General features: G+C 32.3%; 23 protein-coding genes. 16 read left to right on the top strand and 7 right to left on the bottom strand.

The genetic code is table 11. The features are described 5' to 3' along the window. Nucleotides 1-67: 67 nt before the first annotated feature. Nucleotides 68-937 carry a LysR family transcriptional regulator gene (locus NAMH_RS02470; RefSeq protein ID WP_015902793.1) on the bottom strand — a complete coding sequence of 290 codons (870 nt, stop codon included), beginning with the start codon at nt 935-937 and terminating at the stop codon, nt 68-70. Between the two features lie 125 nt (nt 938-1,062). Between NAMH_RS02470 and NAMH_RS02465 the strand changes: the two genes are divergently transcribed. The 4 genes from NAMH_RS02465 to NAMH_RS02450 are packed head-to-tail and all read left to right on the top strand — an operon-like array spanning nt 1,063 to nt 4,935. Then, nucleotides 1,063-3,060, top strand: a complete 1,998-nt coding sequence (locus tag NAMH_RS02465) for an ATP-dependent helicase (RefSeq protein WP_015901930.1) — start codon at nt 1,063-1,065, stop codon at nt 3,058-3,060. Between the two features lie 47 nt (nt 3,061-3,107). Then, entirely contained in the window at nt 3,108-3,971 is an 864-nt protein-coding gene (locus tag NAMH_RS02460; protein ID WP_041361509.1) for a pseudouridine synthase family protein, read from the top strand. Then, the gene (gene csrA / locus NAMH_RS02455) at nt 3,965-4,198 is read left to right on the top strand and encodes a carbon storage regulator CsrA (protein WP_012663456.1); all 234 of its coding nucleotides are present in this window, start codon (nt 3,965-3,967) and stop codon (nt 4,196-4,198) included. Before NAMH_RS02460 ends, csrA begins: the two co-directional genes overlap by 7 nt. Further along, nucleotides 4,198-4,935 carry a 4-(cytidine 5'-diphospho)-2-C-methyl-D-erythritol kinase gene (locus NAMH_RS02450; protein ID WP_015902283.1) on the top strand — a complete coding sequence of 246 codons (738 nt, stop codon included), beginning with the start codon at nt 4,198-4,200 and terminating at the stop codon, nt 4,933-4,935. Before csrA ends, NAMH_RS02450 begins: the two co-directional genes overlap by 1 nt. Before the next feature lie 8 nt (nt 4,936-4,943). On the opposite strand, the gene NAMH_RS02445 is transcribed toward NAMH_RS02450, so the two are convergent. Next, the gene (locus NAMH_RS02445) at nt 4,944-5,414 is read right to left on the bottom strand and encodes a rhodanese-like domain-containing protein (protein ID WP_012663862.1); all 471 of its coding nucleotides are present in this window, start codon (nt 5,412-5,414) and stop codon (nt 4,944-4,946) included. Nucleotides 5,415-5,582: 168 nt separating this feature from the next. Between NAMH_RS02445 and NAMH_RS02440 the strand changes: the two genes are divergently transcribed. Together NAMH_RS02440 and NAMH_RS02435 are read left to right on the top strand one after the other, a co-directional pair. After that, nucleotides 5,583-6,545, top strand: a complete 963-nt coding sequence (locus tag NAMH_RS02440; RefSeq protein ID WP_015902259.1) for an SLAC1 anion channel family protein — start codon at nt 5,583-5,585, stop codon at nt 6,543-6,545. Further along, nucleotides 6,546-7,052, top strand: a complete 507-nt coding sequence (locus NAMH_RS02435; protein WP_012663826.1) for a DUF302 domain-containing protein — start codon at nt 6,546-6,548, stop codon at nt 7,050-7,052. It begins immediately after the preceding gene. Nucleotides 7,053-7,066: 14 nt separating this feature from the next. On the opposite strand, the gene NAMH_RS02430 is transcribed toward NAMH_RS02435, so the two are convergent. Genes NAMH_RS02430 through NAMH_RS02415 form a run of 4 tightly spaced genes read right to left on the bottom strand, consistent with a single transcriptional unit; the run spans nt 7,067 to nt 9,822 of the window. Continuing rightward, entirely contained in the window at nt 7,067-7,318 is a 252-nt protein-coding gene (locus tag NAMH_RS02430) for a hypothetical protein (RefSeq protein ID WP_015902079.1), read from the bottom strand. A 29-nt stretch (nt 7,319-7,347) separates the two neighbouring features. Next, a complete protein-coding gene (gene fliS, locus NAMH_RS02425) occupies nt 7,348-7,722 on the bottom strand; it encodes a flagellar export chaperone FliS (protein ID WP_015901950.1) in 375 nt (124 codons plus the stop codon). Between the two features lie 10 nt (nt 7,723-7,732). Continuing rightward, nucleotides 7,733-9,439, bottom strand: a complete 1,707-nt coding sequence (fliD, locus tag NAMH_RS02420; protein ID WP_015902484.1) for a flagellar filament capping protein FliD — start codon at nt 9,437-9,439, stop codon at nt 7,733-7,735. A gap of 2 nt (nt 9,440-9,441) precedes the next feature. Further along, nucleotides 9,442-9,822, bottom strand: coding sequence for a flagellar protein FlaG (locus NAMH_RS02415; protein WP_015902185.1), 381 nt, complete (start codon nt 9,820-9,822; stop codon nt 9,442-9,444). Nucleotides 9,823-9,979: 157 nt separating this feature from the next. On the opposite strand from NAMH_RS02415, the gene NAMH_RS02410 reads away from it, so the two are divergent. From NAMH_RS02410 to NAMH_RS02395, 4 genes are read left to right on the top strand one after another with little or no spacing between them, the layout of a single operon-like run. After that, complete coding sequence (locus tag NAMH_RS02410; RefSeq protein ID WP_015902705.1) at nt 9,980-10,270, top strand: hypothetical protein; 291 nt, start codon at nt 9,980-9,982, stop codon at nt 10,268-10,270. Beyond that, nucleotides 10,257-10,835: a 16S rRNA (guanine(966)-N(2))-methyltransferase RsmD gene (rsmD, locus tag NAMH_RS02405; protein ID WP_015902404.1), complete on the top strand. Its 579-nt coding sequence runs from the start codon at nt 10,257-10,259 to the stop codon at nt 10,833-10,835. The genes NAMH_RS02410 and rsmD overlap by 14 nt, the downstream gene beginning before the upstream one ends. Nucleotides 10,836-10,846: 11 nt before the next feature. Continuing rightward, a complete protein-coding gene (locus tag NAMH_RS02400) occupies nt 10,847-11,695 on the top strand; it encodes a hypothetical protein (protein ID WP_012663536.1) in 849 nt (282 codons plus the stop codon). After that, nucleotides 11,696-12,805, top strand: coding sequence for a PilZ domain-containing protein (locus NAMH_RS02395; RefSeq protein ID WP_012663733.1), 1,110 nt, complete (start codon nt 11,696-11,698; stop codon nt 12,803-12,805). On the opposite strand, the gene tgt is transcribed toward NAMH_RS02395, so the two are convergent. Further along, nucleotides 12,769-13,905 (bottom strand): tRNA guanosine(34) transglycosylase Tgt, encoded by a 1,137-nt coding sequence (gene tgt, locus NAMH_RS02390; RefSeq protein ID WP_015902560.1) that lies wholly within the window; start codon nt 13,903-13,905, stop codon nt 12,769-12,771. The genes NAMH_RS02395 and tgt overlap by 37 nt on opposite strands. A 79-nt stretch (nt 13,906-13,984) precedes the next feature. On the opposite strand from tgt, the gene NAMH_RS02385 reads away from it, so the two are divergent. The 6 genes from NAMH_RS02385 to metE all read left to right on the top strand — a co-directional run bounded on the left by NAMH_RS02385 (nt 13,985) and on the right by metE (nt 21,923). Further along, complete coding sequence (locus tag NAMH_RS02385) at nt 13,985-15,373, top strand: COG3400 family protein (protein ID WP_015902239.1); 1,389 nt, start codon at nt 13,985-13,987, stop codon at nt 15,371-15,373. 8 nt (nt 15,374-15,381) lie between these two features. Continuing rightward, nucleotides 15,382-16,407 carry a 3-dehydroquinate synthase gene (gene aroB / locus NAMH_RS02380; RefSeq protein WP_012663623.1) on the top strand — a complete coding sequence of 342 codons (1,026 nt, stop codon included), beginning with the start codon at nt 15,382-15,384 and terminating at the stop codon, nt 16,405-16,407. Beyond that, the gene (locus NAMH_RS02375; protein ID WP_012663841.1) at nt 16,404-17,891 is read left to right on the top strand and encodes a mechanosensitive ion channel family protein; all 1,488 of its coding nucleotides are present in this window, start codon (nt 16,404-16,406) and stop codon (nt 17,889-17,891) included. Before aroB ends, NAMH_RS02375 begins: the two co-directional genes overlap by 4 nt. Next, a complete protein-coding gene (locus NAMH_RS02370; RefSeq protein ID WP_041361506.1) occupies nt 17,857-18,501 on the top strand; it encodes a uracil-DNA glycosylase in 645 nt (214 codons plus the stop codon). Before NAMH_RS02375 ends, NAMH_RS02370 begins: the two co-directional genes overlap by 35 nt. Next, complete coding sequence (locus NAMH_RS02365; protein WP_015902603.1) at nt 18,498-19,574, top strand: hypothetical protein; 1,077 nt, start codon at nt 18,498-18,500, stop codon at nt 19,572-19,574. The genes NAMH_RS02370 and NAMH_RS02365 overlap by 4 nt, the downstream gene beginning before the upstream one ends. 93 nt (nt 19,575-19,667) lie before the next feature. After that, nucleotides 19,668-21,923 (top strand): 5-methyltetrahydropteroyltriglutamate--homocysteine S-methyltransferase, encoded by a 2,256-nt coding sequence (metE, locus tag NAMH_RS02360; RefSeq protein WP_015901851.1) that lies wholly within the window; start codon nt 19,668-19,670, stop codon nt 21,921-21,923. Nucleotides 21,924-22,121: the final 198 nt, after the last annotated feature.

Below are 22,121 nucleotides of genomic sequence, written 5' to 3'. Positions count from 1 at the left end.
TACAACCAACGATGTACTAATTAACCTTCATCAGTCTCAATAATCCTAATTTACTTTAACCGATTTATTAACTTTTTACAAAATTAAGTATAGCTTCAATATCTTTATTTTTATCTTTATATACTATATATGTTTTTCTTTTAAGATTCATTCCTTTAATTTTTGACATAAACAGTTTTTTGTCTCTAAGTTCGTCTTTTATTACCATTTTAGAAATAATTGAAACAACCTGCTCGCTTGAACTCATAACGGTATATTTAAGTGCGGTAGAATTATGTACCACACTAATTACGTTTAAAGTATCACAGGCAAATTCAAATTCTTCAAAAGCTTTTTTAATAAATTCCCTTGTTGAAGAATCTGGCTCACGGCATATCATTTTATAATTTTTCAAATCCTCAAGTTCTATACTCGGTGGAAGAGGTTTGTTTGAAAACACCACCAGCTCATCATCAATCCACTCTACATAATTTAAACCGTTGTTTTTCTTTTTGGTTACAAAAGCCATATCAACGGCTTTTTTCTCCACATCTTCAAAAAGTGCATCGTTATTTTTTATTACCAGGTTAATTTCACGATTGATCAGACTTTTAAAATATTTAATACATTCAGGTAAATTGTAATTCCCAACAGTAGGACTTGCTCCGATTAAAAACGGAGTATCGGCATTTCTGAACTCTTCAAGTTTTTTTTCAAATCCGCTTAAAAACTTTTCAAATTCTTTTGCGTAAATTAAAAACGTCTGTCCTTCTTTAGTTAAGATTACACCGTTTTTTTTACGTTCAAAAAGACTAACCCCGAGATAATCTTCAAGAATTCTAATTTGCTGAGTTACTGCAGGTTGAGAAATACCAAGAGCTTTACTTGCTTTTGAAAAGCTGCTTTCTCTGTTAATTACAAGAAATGTATATATTTTATCAAGGTATTTTATTACCATTTTTCTCCTCTTAAAATTTATTAATGAGAATTATAACTAAAAATTATAGCAAAACAAATGTTAAAAATTAATTATATATAAAATTTTTAGCACTTTTGGTATAATAAATATAAAAAAGCGGGAAAATGGACTTTTTAAATGAATTAAACGATGCACAAAAAGAAGCGGCAACACATATTGACGGTGCACTTTTAATATTGGCGGGAGCGGGAAGTGGTAAAACCAAAACAATTACAACAAGACTTGCTTATCTATTAAGCCTCGGCATTGATCCTTCAAACACACTGACGCTGACTTTCACCAATAAAGCGGCAAGCGAAATGCGTGAACGTGCTCTTAGAATGATAGACAACAATGCGGCCCATCCACCGCTTCTCAGCACTTTTCACAAATTCGGACTTATGTTTTTAAAACTTTATATACATTTAATAAACAGAAAAAACACATTTGTAATAATAGACAGTGACGACCAGAAAAAAATTTTAAAATCGATATCAACCGATCTGCCAATGTCTTTTGTAAGCAAGGAAATAAGTAAATACAAAAACTCTTTTTTAAATGCAGATGAAGTATTTTCACTCGCAAAAGATACTACATACAAAAAATTAGCCCACATATACGACAAATACCAAAAATACCTGCTTGAAAACAATCTTGTTGATTTTGACGACCTTCTGCTTTTGACATATACAATATTAAACGAAAACGATGATTTATGCAGAGAAATTTCGGACAAATACCAATACATTATGGTTGACGAATATCAGGACACCAACGAAATACAGCTGCTTCTACTGAAAAAACTGTGCCGTACACACAATAATATCTGTGTTGTGGGTGACGATGACCAGTCTATTTACGGATTCAGGGGCGCAAATCATAAAAACATTTTAAATTTTGAAAAAGATTTCGATGCCAAAGTTATAAAACTCGAAACAAACTACCGCTCTACCAATCAGATTTTAAAAGCGGCAAATTCGCTTATAAGTTTTAATAAAATGAGATATGATAAAAAATTAAAATCGGCTCTTGGAGACGGCAAAGAAATTGAATTACTAAAAAGCTATAATGAAATGGCCGAAGCTGAAGCTATTGCCAAAAGAATCAAAAATTTAATAGACAGAGGCGTAAACCCTAAAGAAATAGCCGTGCTTTACAGAATCAACGCCCTTTCACGTTCAATAGAAGACGGTCTTAGAACACACGGTATTACCTACAAGCTTGTAGGAGGTATGAGGTTCTATGAAAGAGAAGAGATAAAAGATCTAATCAGTTATTTAAGGGTATTTGTAAACCCTAATGACGATTATTCATTCAAACGAATAATAAACAAACCGAAAAGAGGAATAGGAAAAACCACTATTTTAAAACTTGAAGAAGCCAAAGGCAATAAATCTTTCCTTGAATTTATAAAAGAGGATGATTTATCGTTTTTAAGCAAAAAAGCCGCCAAAACACTCAAAGATCTTGAAAAAACAATAGAGTTTTTAAGCTCGCTTCCGATTGAAGAGCTGCCGGAAGCAATTGAAAAAACACTGGAGCTTAGTACAAGCTACAAAGACGAAGACAAAAGAAGAAACGTAGAAGAGTTCTACGGTATGATGCATGAAAGAAAAGATCTGAATTTAAGGGAGTTTTTAAACGAACTTTCGCTTGAGAGCGACCAGGATAAAATTACCGATGAAATGATAAACGTAATGACAATCCATGCAAGCAAAGGGCTTGAATTCGAACATCTTTTTGTAATAGGTATGGAAGAAGGGTTTTTCCCTCTTAACGAAGCCGACATCGAAGAAGAAAGACGCCTTGCGTATGTCGCCATTACAAGGGCGAAAAAAGAACTCACCCTCTCATATGTCGAAAGCAGATATATAAGAGGACAAAGAAGCAGGGTTTCAAAAAGTAGATTCCTGACAGAAGCTGGACTTATAAAAGGCGAGCGAGTCAACCTCAAAGAAGCGCCAAGCGGAGGAATGTTTAAAGTCGGAGGACTTGTAAAACACAAAGTATTCGGAACGGGAAGAATCCTCGGCATTAACAAAGCCGGAAACAAAACAAAACTCAAAATCGACTTCGGTCATAACATAAGGGAAATTTTAAGCGATTTTGTGGAAAAAGCGTAAGTCAATGGAAAATGTAAAATGTTACAATGGAGAATGAAGAATTGAGAATGGAGAATTGTAAAAACATACTGTTTGTAGCAAACAAGCCGATATTTGTCAGTTCAAATAAGTTTTTAAACCAGCTTAAACGAAAATACGGCATTAAAAAAATGGGATTTTCGGGAACACTTGATCCGTTTGCCTGCGGGTGTCTTATAATTGCGAGCGGACAGTATACCAGACTCTTCAGATTTCTTAAAAAAACTCCCAAAACATATATAGCCACACTGATGCTCGGGGCATACTCCCCTTCCCTTGATATAGAAAAAATTGAAACCATTACACAAATTGATCCTTTTGAAAAAGATCTGATTATTAACACGCTAAAAGAGTTCTTGGGAAAACAAAAGCAGCTCCCACCCAAATACAGTGCTAAAAGAATAAACGGCCAAAGAGCCTACAATTTAATTGAGAATGCAGAATTGAGAATTGAGAATAATATATCTCAAAACGTATATTTGGAAAAAGAGATTGATATAGAGATATTTGATATAGAACTTATAAATTACTCTCATCCTTTTATTACATTTAAAGCAAGTGTCAGCGAAGGTACCTACATAAGAAGCCTCGGTTTTGACATAGCAAAAAAGTTAGGTGTTGATGGTGCCCTTACATATCTTGAAAGGGTTAATGAAGGCAAGTTTCATTATGAGTGTGAAAAACTTTTAAATCCCACAGAGTACCTTGATTTAGACGAAAATGTTTATCTCGGAGATATTGAAAATCTTATTTTAGGCAGAAAATTAAATGCAAATGATTTTAAAATTAAAAAAAACGGACAATATTATGTAAAATTCGACAGATTTTTTGCTATTATAGAAATACAAGACGAAAAAGTATCATACATATTAAATAGGATTGAGTTATGTTAGTAATATCAAGGAAGATAAACGAAAAAATAAAAATCGGCGACGATATTGAAATAACCATTGTTTCAGTCGATAAAAACCAGGTAAAAATCGGAATAGACGCACCTAAAAACATACCTATATTAAGAAGCGAATTAATAGAGCAAATTACACAAGAGAACAAAAAAGCCGCAAAAGAAGTGGATATAACTGTTTTAAAAAATATATCCGACATATTCAAAGGGAATTAATGAAAATAAAAGCACATGCTAAAGTCAATATTTTTTTAAAAATAGTAGGACACGACGGGTTTTATCATTTAATAAAATCAAGATTTATGAAAGTAGAAAATTTATATGACGAAATAGAAATAGTAGAAGGTGAAAAATTCAATATTATAGGTGATATAAACTGTGCGCTTAGAGACAACAGTGTATTTAGATCATATATAGAACTTACAAGAGCTTATCCTGATATTAAAAAATGGTTTATAGGAAAAGAGATCAGAATTCATAAAAACATCCCGGAAATGGCAGGGCTCGGCGGAGGCAGCAGTGATGCGGCAGCCTTTTTACGACTCGTAAATGAAATGAGCGGGCTTAACTTATCAAAAAAAGAGCTGGCTGAAATCGGTAAAAAAATCGGTAGCGATGTACCGTTTTTCATATATGATTATGACAGTGCCAATGTATACGGCAGAGGTGATATTGTAGAAAAATATGATGAAGATCTTTTAAACATAGAAGTTTTCACTCCTCCTCTCGAATGTTCCACACCTGATGTTTACAGGGAATATAAAGAAAGATTTTTCAATCCGAAAGATACGGATTTTGATAAGAAAGATTCACTGGAGCTTTTAAACAATTATTCACCTACTGAATTAAACGATCTGTTTCAACCGGCACTTAGTCTTTATCCTGATTTATATAAATATATGGATAAGGGATTTTTTACGGGAAGCGGAAGCAGTTTTTTCAGAGTGAAATAAAAAGCGGCTTATTGTGCCGCTTTAAATTTTCCTAATTTATTTACAACAGTATATCCGGCTTTCATCCAACCTACCATACCGCCTTTTAGTACATATACATGTTTAAATCCGTATTGTTTTACAAGTTTTGCGCCTGCAAGTGTCGCACGTCCACCTGTTTTACAAATTACAACATATGTATTGTTTGGTTTTAAGTACCCAACTGCCGCTTTTACATCAACTAAACCTCTTGGAATTTTTTCAAGTTCAATCCAGTCAACAGTACCAGCTGCAGTTTCAGCAGGTTCTCTTACATCTAAAACAGTGAAGTCTTTGTCTTCATCCATCCATTTTTTTAATTGTTGAGGTGTAATGTATTTTACATACTTTGCATTAGCTTTAACTTCAGCTTTGAATATGTGAGCCATTGGTCCAGATAGTGCAAAAGCACTTGTTGCAAGCATTGCTCCAAGTCCTAAAGATACAAGTAGTTTTTTCATTTTCTCTCCTTTTGAATGAGTGTTCATTTTCTTACGCTCAAATTATAATTCATTTTGAATTAATTTGTCAATAAAATTACATTAATTTTGATAATATAATTTTAACTTATATTAATAATAATTTAATCTTATAGATTTATACTTTTAAGCATTTTAAAGGAGGTAAAAATGAAGCGTAGTTTGGAATTTTTCCCTGTACAGCTTTTTGCAGTAATTATGGGACTTTCAGGGCTCACTATAGCATTTGCTAAAGCGTGGCATTTTCTAAATATCAACTATTTTGAAGCAATTTACAAAGTTTTACTGCTATTAGATACTATTTTATTTTTTGTCGTATTTATGACCTACATTTTTAAATGGATAAAATATCCGGAAGCGGTAAAAAAAGAATTCAACCACCCAGTTAAAAGTTCTTTTGCCGCTGCAATATCTATAAGTTTTCTACTTATTTCGATTGCATATTACGATTATGCTCCAAGTGTTTCAATCATTTTTTGGTGGGTCGGTGCACCGCTTCATCTATTTTTTACCTACAAAGTGATGAAATTCTGGATCGAGCATAAATTTGAAGTGGGACATATAAACCCTGCATGGTTTATACCTATTGTGGGTAATGTTCTAATTCCCGTCGTTGGTGTTGACGCACAGCCTGAAATGGTAAATATTTTCTTTTACGCAATTGGTATTTTCTTCTGGTTGGTCTTATTTACAATCGTTATTTACAGAATGATTTTCCACAATCCTTTAGGAAAAAGACTTCTTCCGACATTTTTTATATTAATTGCACCGCCGGCCGTCGGATTTATTAGTTATTTTAGGATAACTTTCGGTCTTATTGATACGGACAGTCTTTTTTTATATTTTATTGCACTGTTTATTTTTGTACTACTGCTAACAATGTTCAGACAGTTTATTAAACTGCAGTTTTTTATTTCTTGGTGGGCATACACTTTCCCTATGGCGGCACTTACAATTGCAACAATACTTATGGATTCTGCTTATGACACAAACTTAACATATTACGGAGCATTATTTTTATTAGCCGTAACTACACTGCTTGTGGCATATGTAACTTACAAAACTTTTATTGCAATAAATAATCACAAAATTTGTATACCGGAGGAGGAATAAATGAATAAAAGAAGTTTTTTAGGCGGATTAATTATAGGTTTAGTAATAGCACTGTTTGCTGTACCTTTGTTCTTTAAATTTTCAGCACAAAATATGCTTTTTAAACAGGTTGTAAGCCCTTATTCTTTTGAAAAAACCGTAAATATAATTACCGACAGAATATCAAAAACACCGGGCTGGCACGTTGTAACCGTAATAAATCAAGAAGAAGAAATTAAAAAATACGGAGGCCCTGATGTCGGAAAAGTAGCAATTATTAAATTTTGCAATGCTAAATATGCGGGTAAAATGTTAAGTGACGACGATACAAAATTTATGGCGGTTAAAATGCCTTTAAGTATAGCTGTTTATGAAGATTCAAAAGGCATTGTTAAGATTTCTTTAATGAATGGATATCTTCTTACAAGAATGCTTAGCGGAACCAAAGAAGCTAAAATCATGGAAAACGTAGTAAGAGACATCCAGCATATTTTAGGCTTCGTACACTTCAGATACTCTATTTTTTAAAGCCTCTTTTGGCTTTATGCTTTAAAATTAAATGTTTCTTTGGATTGTTCGTTATTAAATTTTTGTAGATTTTTAATTTTCTGCATCTCTTTTGTGAGTCTGTTTTTTTCATCCTGTAAAAGATCTATAGCCTGCTGCATAAAAGCCTGGATTTCCATGGCTTCATCCATAGTATCAAAAACAGGCTGCATCTGTACAACCTGTTCAAGTTTTTTCAAATCTTTGTTGATAACAGCAACTTTCAATTCATTTAAATAACTTTTCAATTATTTTCTCCGTTTTTGTATTTCAGATATTAATTAATTCCTGTTTCTTCTTTCCACGCTTCTATTAACCCTTTTAACACTCTGATAACATCATCAAGATATTTTGTTTCATTTTCCAAGTTTGCTTTTGCAAGCAACTCAAGCTGATATGCATACAAGCCGTTTAAATAATAAGAAATATCTCCGCCTTTTTCAAAATCAAGAGAATTTATTAGCTCTATAAATATATTTGAAGTTTTAATAATATATTTGACTTTATCCTCTATATTTCCTTCATTTATAGCTTTTTTTGCAAAATTTGCAAACCTTAATGCTCCTTCATAAAGCATTAGAATAAGCTTTTCAGGTCTATCGATATTTACATTCATTTGATTATAACTATTTAAAGCTTTGTTATATGTCATTTACCATCCTTTATTTTTTTGCAGCAATTGCTTGATCAATTGTCTGTTGAATTATTTGGCTTTGTGTATTAAATTTATTAATCATTTCATCATATGCCGCAAACTGTTTTGCCATAATTTCATACTTTGTTTCAAGATATTTATTCATTGCGTCAATTCTGTCCTGATATCTATCTTCTTCATCTTTAATTTCCCTGTCAAGTAAATTAAGATTAGAATTATCGCCTGTTATGGTTGTCTCAAAATCGGTTTTAAGATTCGTAAACATACTTCCAAATAATCTGTTAGTAAGATCCGAATCTTTATTGTAAGCTTCGCGGAATTTGTCTTCATCAAAGCTGATCATACCGGTCTTATCCATACTGAAACCTACATCCGCAGCAGTAAATATTGTATTCATAGTAAATTCATTACCGTTTAAATCGTATGATGTAGTTTTATTGGACATCACAACACCGAATAAGTCGTTACTGAATCTGCTGCTTAACATAGTAAAATCACTATCACCCTGGAAAAGACCTACATTTCCGGTATCTTTATCATATGCTGTTAAACTTTGCAGATTTGAAATCATAGCATTGTAATCCGCAACAAATTTTTTAATGGCATCAACCATATCATCCACATTAGAAGTAATGGATACAGTCGATTCTCCTTCACTCTCAAGATTTATCGTAACACCAGTTATTAAATCTTCTACCGTATTGGACGCTCTTTGCACTTCAACGCCGTTATACGTAAATACAGCATCTTGCGCTGTTTGTAGTCTGTTTGCATTTGTAAAGTCAGTATTGTTATTAATATCGGTAGTAAGTCCGGTGTCATCAATTGAAATATCACCGATTGCCTGAATTCCAAAATTTATAGCTCCGGTCTCATTATTGTATGAGGCGTTTAATTTTAACGAATTACCTTCACTGTCTTTTAATTCTCCGCTATTTAAAGCATCTATAAAGTCGCTGACTGTTGTACCGTCTGCTACATTCATACTGTATTCGGTACCGTTTACCGTAATTTTAAATGTTTGATCCGTACCGCTGTTATTTACAAGATCAGTATCTGAAGAGTATGCTACAGATGAATAATTAGTGGCATTAAAACCTAAATCATCAAGTCCGGAATAATTAAACTGAATATAATTGTCTTCTCCCGTATTGTTTGCTTTTAAAACAAGTTTATAAGGATTATCCCCTATTCCCGTATCAATGATTGATGCAGTAACTCCTGCATTAGCATTGTTTATTGCTTCTTTTAAATCTTCAAGAGTTCCACCCGCTTTTAATGAAAAAGTAGTCTCTACCCCACCTACACCGATAGATAATGTCAAATCACTTCCGCTGTTGTTTATAATACTATCGGTTGATGCAAAACCGTTTGATTGAAATACATCATTTTCAGCAAGCTGCGATACATTTATATCAAACGTTTGAGGTTCAACCCCGTCATTTGCGGTCACGTTTACACTACTTCCATTTACACTTGTTGAAACTTTCGCAAATAATGACCCGTCGGCTAAATCTAAAATATCTGTTTTTACGGTTGAACCTATTGTAATAAACTGTGAAAGAGCGCTTTCTTTTTTCTTTAATAAATCAAGCTTGTCTTCCAACGGTTTAACCATTGCATCTTCATCTGCTTGTTTTAATTTGTCGATTAAGTCATAATTTAATACTCCGCTTCCTATTCCCAAAGAAGAGAGTGTTCCAATATCAGCCATTTTTACCCTTTCTTATCAAATAATAATCCTACTATCTCTCTCATTTTTTCCATTAGTTCAAGAGCTTCTTTTGGTGGATATTCCCTAATAACCCTATTATCTTTCGTATCCACTACTTTTACCATTAATTCTTCTATTTTATCGTTAAATTGAAATTTAAGAGTAGTGTTTAAAGGATTTAAAGCTTTATTAAGCTCTTCTGTTAATTTTTGCAACTCTTTTTTTAATTTCTCCGTATCCTGTTTATCAAGGATGTTTTGTTGTTCACTTGATAATTTGTTGACTTTTTCTATTTGTGCATGTTTAGTACTGTTTTGAGTTGTAATATTATCCAAATTTTGTGCCTTTTGAGTCACGTTTTTTATATTGCTAAAAACGTCCATTGCAAACCCCTTATTTAATCTGCATAAATATCGTCAAAAATATTAAAAAGTTTAATTTTTTGATAGAATTCTTAATGTAAACAAAAAACAATTATATTTAATTATAAAATAATTTACATGTAATACAATACATTCCATAAAATATCAAAGGTTTTAAATGCAATATAAAGTAATCTGCGACTCACCGCTTTTACAATATACTTTAGAATATTTTTTAAAAGACAATTTAAGCAGTAACGGAATTGTTATTACAGACAATCCGGAAATAGACGGCATTTTGATAGGAAAAGATATTAAAAAACCTTTTACCAAAACAACACTATTTATGGAACTTGAAAAAAAACAACCGGTAAAAGAAACAACACTCGAAGAAAAACTTGACAAAGCATTTGAACAGTTTAGAAAAGAATTATTAGAAATATTAAAGGATTATGATGGAAAAAAGTAATATAAAAATCATAGGTGGAAAATACAGAGGGAAAAAATTATATATGGGAGACAAAGAAGTAACAAGAAGTACTAAAAACATTTTAAAAGAAAGCGTTTTTAACACACTTCAATGGGAAGTACCGGATTCGACATGGGTTGAAATGTTTAGCGGAGTCGGAAGCATAGGCCTTGAAGCTATCAGCAGAGGTGCTAAAAAAGCCTACTTTTTAGAAAAAGACCCTGAAGCGGCAAGGGTTCTTAAAAAGAATATCGACTCAATGGATCCTGAAAAATGTGAAATTATCCTCGGAGACAGTTTTGAAACTGTATGGGACGTAATTGAAAAACTAAAAAGAGATAAAGACAGGGCGTTTTTTTATTTTGACCCTCCTTTTGCAATTAGAGAAGGATATGAGGATATTTATGAAAAAGTTCAGCATTTAATCAAACAGCTCCCAAAAAACAATGTGGAAAAAGTTTTAATTGAACACCAAAGTGATTATGACTTCCCTGAAGAATTGGGACTTTATAAAAAAATAAAAACAAGAAAGTTCGGAAAAAGCTCCGTAACATACTACGAATAAAAGGAAAAACAATGAAAAAAATTATATTTATACCCCTGATCGGTTTAGGTTTAGCGTTATTTACCGGATGTGCCACTTCTACACAGCAAAACACTAAAAGTTTAAGTTTTAAAAGTATAGATTTGCTTGATAAATACGGTGTAAGTGAAAGCGCCTTAATGAAAGCGGAAAACGGATATATTTTCGTTATTCCCGCTCCAAATGGTGCCGATATTTATAAATTGGACAAAAATTATAATCTTGTGTGGAAAAAAACAACTCCTATTTTACTTGACCCTATAAAATCGCAGGTAATTGGTGATAAATTGTATATCTTAGGCTATGATCAGAAAAAAAACAAAGTAGCGCTTCTTCAGTACGATTTAAAAGGTAATTTAATTAAAACATCTTATTACGGAAAAGCATATAACTTAGCAAGAGACTTTGCTATTATTAACGGTAAAACATACGTAGCTGTTACGGAATACACTCCTAACAACAACTCCGACATTGTAATTTACAGTAATGACAATAAAAAAATAACTCTTTCCACTCCATATATGGACGATGTAAAATATATAAAACCATATAAAAACGGGATATTAATAATCGGAACGACCCAAAGCGACAGTGAAAATGTAATTATTGCATATAAAACTTTAGACAATAAAACAGTTTGGGCTAAAATCATTGATTTAGGTATGGACGAAAAACCTATTAAAGTTTCAATTAAAAACAATGAAATAATACTTGACATTCTCTCAACCGACAACATGGGAGCAGAAAAAGACGTTACATTCATCATTGATGAAAACGGAAAAGTTAAAAGTGTTAAAAAAGGTATAGAATTTAAACAGCTGCCAATGAAATATAGGACATAAATGACGTCAAAGCAAGAATTTTTCTCCAACAACTTTTCTTCTTTTGTTCTTGATAACAAAAACTTTTTTATTAAATACAAACCCCATTTTATAAAACTTTTTCAAGAATACATTATAAAACTAACCCGTTCTAATTTACAAATCGACAACAAAGAAATAGAAACATTTTATGATAATCTATTCATTTCTCCGCTTTTTTTAAAAAATAAAGTAATCCCTTCAAAAGAGTTGAATTTAATTTACAAACTGAATGATTATGACGTCGACTCAGTGTATGTTTTAAACAAAGTTTTCTTAATACTAAGTAATAACTACATCAAACACCTAATAAAAGAAAAAAACTCGATAAAAAAACTCAAAACCCTGACGTTTTTGCTTGATTTTTATATAAATTATATTGAACTGCACAAAGATATAGAAGATGACAATACACAAATACCACAAGAAATAAAAGAAATTTACTTTAATAAAAAACAGCTCAATCTTTTCACAATTTACAAGGGCATTCCAATTGCACACAAAACTCATATTTTATCAATTGATGAAAAAGAAGGCGTAATAAAAGTCAGCGCAAACAATTATCAAATAGTAGCAGCTAAATTTCACAAAGAAATATTTTTGTTAGAAAACGACAAGGAGTACAGTTTTAGAGCAAATATCAAACATTTTGTAGTACATAAAAAAGTCATGTATCTGGACAATATTGAAAAAATACAAAGAAACGCTCCGAAAAGAAGTTTTATCAGGGTTCAACCCAAAAATAAAATTGATGTGGAACTTCAATGCGAAGATATTATATTAAATACCGAACTTTATGACATTTCCTTAAGAGGAATGTGTGTAATCGGCAAAAAATCGAACTTGAAAGTTTCGGATATTGTAAAAAGCGAATTTATTTTAAAACTTGAAAAACCGTATTTGTTTGTTACACAAGGTGAAATCAAATCCATTACAAAGCTTGATAGCGAAAAATACAGATATCATATTCATTTCGAACTGCCTACACATTATGAATATATTCTCTCAAAATATATTACAAAAAGAGAAAAAGAAATAATAAAAGAACTAAACGCCTATATTTCCAAAGAATTCATAGCTCTTAGCGAATAAAACTCTTTTTTGTATTCTTTAAACCTTCCTTCAAGAATCGCTTCCCTTATTTCTTTTACAAAATTCAGATAATAATGCAGGTTGTGAATACTTGCAAGCCTGAAATACGTTAGCTCTTTTGCTTTAAACAGATGATTCAGATACGCCCTGCTAAAATTCCTGCACGTATAACAGTTACATTTAGGGTCAATAGGAGATTCGTCAAGTTTGTATTTTGCGTTTTTGATTCTAAGAGTCCCGAATGTTGTAAATAAATAACCGTTTCTGGCGTTACGTGTCGGCATAACACAGTCAAACATATCAACACCTCTCTCAACCGCTTCGATAATATCCTCAGGTGTTCCCACTCCCATAAGATATCTTGGTTTGTCTTTTGGCATATATGGAGTAGTGGCTTCTATTGTATCGTACATAAGCTGATTTTCTTCGCCGACACTAAGCCCTCCTATTGCAAATCCGTCAAACGTATATCCTTTATACTCAAGTGATACTAAACTCTCAGCACTGATACGTCTGAATTCAAAATCCGTGCCCCCTTGTATAATTGCGAATAAATTGTTTTTTTTGCCTCTGTTTACATGATGTACAAGACTTCTGTAAGCCCACTCTGTTGTTCTTTCTATGGACTTTTTAATTCTTTCTTTTGTATTCGGAAGAGCGATCAGATCATCCAAAACCATCATAATATCACTGTTTAGGTTATATTCTATATCTATTACTTTTTCCGGAGAAAAGAAATGTTTACTTCCGTCAATATGACTTTTAAACCAGATACCCTCATCCGTAAATTTTACGTTATCACCGAGACTAAAAGCCTGAAAGCCGCCGCTGTCAGTCAAAAAACTTCTTTTATATCCGCTAAAACCGTGAAGCCCTCCAAGTTTTGAAATAATTTCATCCCCGGGACGCAGGTATAAATGATAAGTGTTTCCGAGTATTATAGGTGCATCGAGTATTTCCATCATATCAATTGCATCAAGGCTTTTAACCGCCGCTGCGGTTCCCACAGGCATGAAAATCGGCGTTTTAATTTCACTATGTTCTGTTTTGATGGTACACGCCCTTGCATTACCGTCAATACTGTCTATTCTAAATTCCATATTTTTTATTCTCCATTCTCAATTCTCAATTCTCCATTCGTATGATATAATTTTATGAAATTTTAACAAAAGGAACTGCTTGAATAAAATTTTAATATTTGCAGGATGCCAAGAAGCGACTCTTTTAATTCAAAAAATATCTGATAATTTTTTAAATTTAGGCGAATTTCATATTATTTATGAAGAAGACGAAATTAAAAACGGTTTTAATGAAAAAGAAAATTTATATTTTTATAAAATAAATTTTTATGCATATGAATTATATAAAAACATTCTCCACAGAGATTTGAATAAAATTATAATTTTTGTGAAAAACAAAAAAGAAGCGGAGTTTATACTAAAAAATTCACTTGATAAAAAAGTGCCTATTCTGTTTGTGAAATTTTGGCTTGATTTTGACATACCTCAGCAAAACAACATAGAAATCATTGATATTCCGGAACTTTTAACCAATAAAGTAATAGATTTCTTACCCGGTGTTCCTCTATTTGCGAGGGATATAGGACTTGGAATCGGAGAAATACTTGAAGTTGAAGTACCTCCTCACTCGCCTTTCGTATATTCACACCCGAATAAACTGCAAAACGACGAAGCAAGAGTAGCAGCAATATACAGAAACAATGAGCTCAGACTTATTAATGAAAACACAATGATACTTCCAAACGACAAATTACTTTTAATAGGTCAGCCGGAAGCTTTAAAAGATTTGTTTAACAAAATTAAAAAAAACATTGGTGCGTTTCCTCAACCGTACGGGCAAAACATTTATCTTCTGCTTGATATGAAAAACATGGAACAAAAAGAAATTTCCGCCCTTTTGAAATCAGCCCTATATTTACATAGAAAGCTTAAAAATAAAAAACTTATAATTAAAATAATCAACCCTTCAATAAACAATCAAATATATAAATTATACAAATTCGAAAACATTGAAATATCAAGCGATTATTATGAAACTTCTTATAGTGAATGTTTAAAAAAAGATGCTAAAATATTCAATATCGGCCTTATTGTTACAAACAACGACTTCTTCTTTAAATATTCTCATTTGTATTATGATTTGAAACTTCCTATTTTTAAAAAAGGTGAAGAATCAATCAAAAAATGTAAAGGCATTAAAGTATTAATCCAAGAAAATGAGATAAAACCAATAGCTTCGGTAATATTTGACCTATCATTTCAGTTAAACAAACCTTTAACGTTTATTGACGGAGATCCTGAAAACAAACATACGGAATTAATAGAATATTTAACAAATTTCGCTAAACTTTTTAACTTCAAAGATGTGCATATTGAAAAAACGAAAGACAATCCGATTTTTGAACTGAATAAAGAAGACAACCAGTGTGTAATCACACCGTTTACCAAAAAGCCGGTACCGAAAATCTGGCAGATTATTAATCCGAAAATGGAATATTCATATCTGTTTTTAAATAAATTCAATCAATTTTTAATACCTGTTAAATAAGGAATAGAATGAAAGTAAACATAACAACACCGACCAAATCATATGATATATTAATAGACAAACTCCCTGAAATAACAATAAATAAAAAAGTGGCAATAATTACAAATCCTACGGTTGCGGGATATCATCTAAACTATTTACTCAACAAGTTAAAAGCAAAAGAGCTCAAAATCATAACCCTTCCGGATGGAGAAGAATATAAAACCATGGAATACATAACATACGCACTCGATAGAATGTTTGACGCAAAATACGACAGAAACAGCCTCGTAATTGCATTCGGAGGCGGTGTTATAGGAGATATGAGCGGATTTGCGGCATCTATATTTTTAAGAGGTATAGATTTCATACAGATACCTACCACCCTGCTTTCGATGGTTGACAGTTCTGTAGGCGGGAAAACCGGAATCAACAACAAATACGGTAAAAATTTAATCGGTGCATTTTACCAGCCTGAAGCAGTATATATCGACACACACTTTTTATCCACCCTGCCAAAAAGGGAATTTGCCGCGGGAATGGCGGAAGTTATTAAAATGGCGGTAATGTTTGATGAGGAGTATTTCGAAAATCTTGAAAAAGAAGCCCTTTCAATCGAAGAGATTATAAAAAGATCTGTTGAGCTTAAAGCATGGGTTGTAAACCAAGACGAAAAAGAAAAAGGAATCAGAAGCGTATTGAACTACGGACACACATTCGGACACGTAATAGAAAATCTTACAAACTACAAAACATACCTACACGGTGAAGCTGTCGCAATAGGTATGGTTATGGCAAACGAACTATCGAAAGAATTAGGTTATTTAAGCGAAGAAGAAGCCGAAAGAATTAAAAAACTGCTTGAAAAAGAAGGTTTGCCGACATCATATAAAATCAAAGACGTGGAAGAATTTTACGAACATTTCTTTGCGGACAAAAAAACACTTGATAATAAAATAAAATTCATTATCCCAGAAAGCATCGGAAAATATAAAATCGTTGAAAACATAGACAAACCTACTATTATTAAAGTTTTGAAAAAGTTTGCTAAATGAGAATAATAGTTGTTTTACTGTTTTTCTTATCATTATTCGCCAATGAAACAAATACGACTATTCTAAAACAAAGATTTAATGAAATATCGGATTTTTTAAAAAAAGACGAGTTTTTTATAAACTATCAGTCTTATCTTAATTACAAAAAGCTACAAAACAAAATTTACTCCCTTGAAAAACTCGCACAAAGAAATCCAAGAAGATACAAAGATAAACTTGAAAGACTTAAAACAGAACTTGAACTGTTAAGTAAAAACAGAAACATTTTCACAACCCTTATAAAAATAAAAGAACTTCCAAAACCGCCCGAAGTCAATAACCCTTTTCAAATTTTCAGTGCGTTAAACTATGAAAAAGAAGTGGACAATGTTGTAAACGAAAACATAAAAACCTACGAATATTTTAAAAACACATTAAAATTATTACAAGAACTTCAAGAAATAAACAAAAAATTAAACATTGAATCCCCCGAGCTAAAACAGGCAATCCAAGATTTCATAATGATTAATAACATTTATAAAACAAAACTAAAAACACTCGAAGCCGAATCTAAAATTTATAAACAAAAAGTAAAAAAAGAAATTCAAAAAGAAATAAACAAACTTATTTCACTAATCATTTCTATCGCTATTAGTATTTTTATTTTTATGATTATAAAATTTGCCGTAAGACGATATGTTAAAGAAGAATCGTTTTATTTGACAAATAAAATATTAAACTTCATAAATGCAACGGTAATACTTATAATTATTTCGTTTTTTTATATTAATAATGCTACTTATTTAATTACAATCGTTGGGTTTGCGTCCGCCGGTATCGCAATTGCAATGAAAGACTGGTTTATGAATATTTTCGGATGGTTTGTAATAATGACCAGCGGTAACTTCAAAGTCGGAGACAGAATAAAAATATATCTTCAAAACGGCCAGGTTAGAATTGTAGGAGATGTAATAGATATAACTATGACAAGAATCGTTGTTTATGAAGACGTTACACTTACTACATACTTATACAATAGAAGAGCCGGAAGAATCGTATTTATCCCAAACAACGTAATTTTTACAAACCCTGTGTTTAATTATACCCACCATGGAATGTCAACGGTATGGGATGGAATTGATATAACAATAACTTTCGACTCTAATTATAAAAAAGCCGTTTATTTAGCTAAAGAAATTGTAAGCAAATATTCTAAAGGTTACACCGATATAACTAAAAGAAGGCTTCAAAAACTAAAATCGGCGTATCATATAAGAAATGCCAATGTCGAACCGAGAATTTATACGTTTATTGAAGAAAACGGTATTAGAATCAGTTGTTGGTATTTAAATAACTATACACCGCTTAATTTAAGAAGTAATATTTCAGCTGAAATTATCGAAGCTTTTAATAACGAAGAAGATATCAAAATAGCGTATCCGACATATACAATCGTAAAGAAAGAGGAAAATGAAAAACTTAATGAAACTGAAATACCTGTATGATTTAAAAACCGCGGGTGTAGAGTATTTTGAAGGCTTTCATTCGGATGAAAGTAAAATAAATATGCCAAAAGAACTTGACGAGCTTGAAAAAATATGTCTTAATTGTACACTGTGTGATTTGAGTAAAACACGTACTCATGTTGTTTTTGGTGAAGGAAATCCAAATGCGGATCTTATGTTTATAGGCGAAGGACCGGGTGCGGAAGAAGACAAAACAGGAAGACCGTTTGTAGGTAGAGCCGGCAAACTTTTAACAAAAATAATACTTAACGTATTGGAATTGACACGAGAAGACGTATATATAGCAAATATAGTAAAATGCCGCCCGCCAAACAACAGAGTACCGACAATTGAAGAAGCCGAAACTTGTAAACCGTATTTGTTAAAACAAATTGATATAATAAATCCGAAAATCCTTGTTTGCCTTGGTAAAACGGCTTTTATGTATTTAATGAATACCGATATGCCGATTAGTAAAGTAAGAGGACAAATATTTGAATTCAAGGAGAAAAAAGTGATTCCTACATTTCATCCGAGTTTTTTACTTAGAAATCCTTCGGCTAAAAAAGAAGCTTATAAAGATTTCCTATTAATAAAGAGTATGCTATGAAGAAACTTGTAATTTTAATATTTACGATATTAATCGTAAATGCTGAAACATTGAATTTTGAAATTCCTATTGAAGAATCAAACAATTCCGTTCAAAACAAAACAATAATACTTGATTCAAATAATACAGCTTATCACAATGAACAAAACAATACTTATAAACCGGTGACAAGTGAAACAGATTTTAATGATTCATATATTTCACTTAACACCCACGTGGAATTAGCGGTAGTAATCAATAAAAACAGATTTTTTAAATTTATTCCGTCACTTATGAATTCTTTGAATGCATATCTTGCACAAAAAGGAATAGATTATAATATTTCTCTTTATGACATAGATACAAATTTGTCTGATATTAAGGCAAAAGACATAATATATTTTACTACGGATACAAGTAAATTAAATGAATTTAAAGATTATAATAAAACATTTTATTTTCCTCTTATCAACAAAAACGAAACAAATATAACAGCGGAAAACTTATATTTCGGATCCATAGATTTTAAATCTCAGCTTGATGCCTTAACTTCATTTATAGATGACAAAACTGACGTAATAACTGATAACACAATGCTTTCGCAAAAACTTTTAAATTATGAAAAAAATCTTACATATTTAAATAATATATATAGATTTCCTAATATTAATTATCAAGACTTAAATAATTCTTTTATTATTTTTAATACAAGTGCAGGTAAAACAGCTCAGGTGCTTTCGACTATTACGCAAAAAGAAATAACAACGAAATTAACCCTGACTCCTCAAATAGGATATGATCCTTTAATGATAATTCTAACGCAGCCTGCGGATATTGAAAAACTTCTTATTGCAAATTCGATAATTAATCCTCCTATGACTATAAACGAATATGCAAACCTTTTAAGTTCAGACATAAAATACAATTGGCTTAATTACGCATCATGTATATTTGCAAACAAAATATATAATAAGCAAAATGAAGAAGACGAGTTTTATATGAGTGATTTTAATATTTATATTTTTAATAATCAAATAAACTACAAAACCCAGCTTTACAGAATTATTGACGGAGCTTTTAAACAGGTTGAGTAATTAAGTTGTGAAAATAATTATAACTTCACAACTTAACTACTTCACAACTTAACTACTTTTTTATGCTATAATTCCGCTTAAAAAAGGACACTAATGGCTACTTACGTTATCGGGTTCCCAAGAATCGGTGAACAAAGAGAACTTAAAAAAGCGCTTGAAAGCTACTGGGCTGGTAAATCTACTCAGCAGGAACTTCAAAAAACCGCATCAGAACTAAGAAAAAGACACTGGACTTATCAGAAAAACGCTGGAATTGATCTAATCAGTGTAAACGACTTCAGTTTTTATGACAACATGATCGATGCCATGACTATGCTTAACGCTATTCCTGAGAGATACAAAGATATCGACAACTGCATGGACAGATATTTCGCAATCGCAAGAGGTGACGCAAACCACAAAGCGATGGAAATGACAAAATGGTTCAACACAAACTACCACTACATCGTTCCTGAACTTGACGTTAATATGGATTTCAAAGCAAGTATTGACAAAATCAAAATCGAACTTGCTGAAGCGAAAGAACTTGGAATCAATGCAAAAGTTAACTTCGTAGGACCTATTACATTCGTTAAACTTTCAAAAATCGTAAACGGAAGCGAAGATGAAATTATCGAAAAACTGATCCCTGTATATGAAGATTTAATCGCTCAAATCAAAGCGTTAGGTGTAAATACTATTCAGTTAGACGAACCTTATTTCGTAACTAACCCTACAAAAAAAGATCTTGAAACACTTAAAAAAGTTTACGATAAACTCGGCGGACTTGCAGATATTTTCGTAGCTACATACTTTGAACATTCAAACGAAGCAAACGAAGTACTTGCGACTACTCCTATTAAAGGTATGTTTTTAGATTTCGTAGCGGGAAGCGAAAACAGTATTAAAGCTCTTGCGGATGCGGGTAAAATCGTAGGTATCGGTATCGTTAACGGTAGAAACGTATGGGTTAACGACATCGAAAAATCAGTAGAATTCCTAAAAGGTATCGCTGAAACATACGACGCTGACAAAATCATGGTAGGAAGCAGCTGTTCATTATTACACGTACCGTACACTCTTAAATACGAAACAAAAATGGATGAGGACATCAAATCTTGGATTTCATACGCTCTTGAAAAACTTGATGAAATCAGAGTAATCGAAAAACTTTTCAGAGGTGAAGAACTTAACGAATACGAAAAAGAAGTTCTTGAAGGTAATAAAATCGCAATCGCTACAAGAAAAACAAGCGACAAAATCCACGATCCTGTAGTTAAAGATAGAGTTTCTAACCTTACTGACAAAGACAAACACAGAAGCGTTCCGTTTGAAGAGAGAATCAAACTACAGCACGAAAACCTAAAATACCCTATCCTTCCTACAACAACAATCGGTTCGTTCCCACAGACACCTGAACTAAGAAAACTTAGAAGAGACTATAAAAACGGTGTAATTAGTGAAGAAGAATATAAAACTCAAATCAAAGCAATGATTAAAGACCTTGTTGAATATCAAGAAGCAATCGACATCGACGTACTTGTACACGGTGAGTTCGAAAGAAACGACATGGTTGAATACTTCGGTGAGCAGCTTAAAGGTGTTGCGTTTTCACAAAACGGATGGGTTCAAAGTTACGGTAGTAGATGTGTTAAACCACCTCTAATTTTCGGAGACGTAAGCAGACCTAAAGATATGACTGTTGAATGGACTGTATACGCTCAAAGCCTAACAGACAGACCTATGAAAGGAATGCTAACAGGTCCTGTTACAATGCTTAACTGGTCATTTGTTAGAGATGATCAAAGCAAAAGAACAACTGCTTATCAAATGGCTATCGCAATCAGAGACGAAGTTGAAGCTCTTGAAGCTGCAGGAATTAAAGTTATCCAGGTTGACGAAGCGGCACTTAGAGAAGGTTATCCGCTTAGAAACGAAAAAAGAGCTGAATATGAAGACTGGGCTATTACGAGCTTCAGAATTACAACAAGCAGCGTAAAACCTGAAACTCAGATCCACACTCATATGTGTTATTCTGAATTCAGCGACATTATGGACGCTATTGAAGATATGGACGCTGACGTTATCTCAATTGAAAACGCAAGAAGCGACAACAGCCTACTTAAAATCTTTAAAGAAAGAGGATACAAAGGTGAAATCGGACCTGGTGTTTACGATATCCACAGCCCGAGAATCCCAAGCACTGAAGAGATGGTAGAACAGATCGAAGCTATCCTTGAAGTATTACCTGCAGAGAAAGTATGGGTTAACCCTGACTGCGGTCTTAAAACAAGAAAATGGGAAGAAGTTAAACCAAGCCTTGAAAACATGGTAAAAGCTGCAAAAGAAGTAAGAGCTAAACTTAAATAATGAAAAAGCTCCTGCTTTTTTTACCCCTTTTTGCTTTTTCTTTTTATTATCCACTTGATTTCAAATTCAAATTTATTCATGATTGTATGCAAAATTCAAATCTACAAACTCACAAATACGATTACTGCGAATGTGTTTACGATAAAATAACAGACAGATTCACATATCACTATTTCAGCTACAATTCCGCCTCGCCGG

It is taken from the genome of Nautilia profundicola AmH (genome assembly GCF_000021725.1).
GTDB lineage: Bacteria > Campylobacterota > Campylobacteria > Campylobacterales > Nautiliaceae > Nautilia > Nautilia profundicola.
Note: the sequence above shows the minus strand (reverse complement) of the source record. Positions and strands in the feature narration are given on the sequence as shown.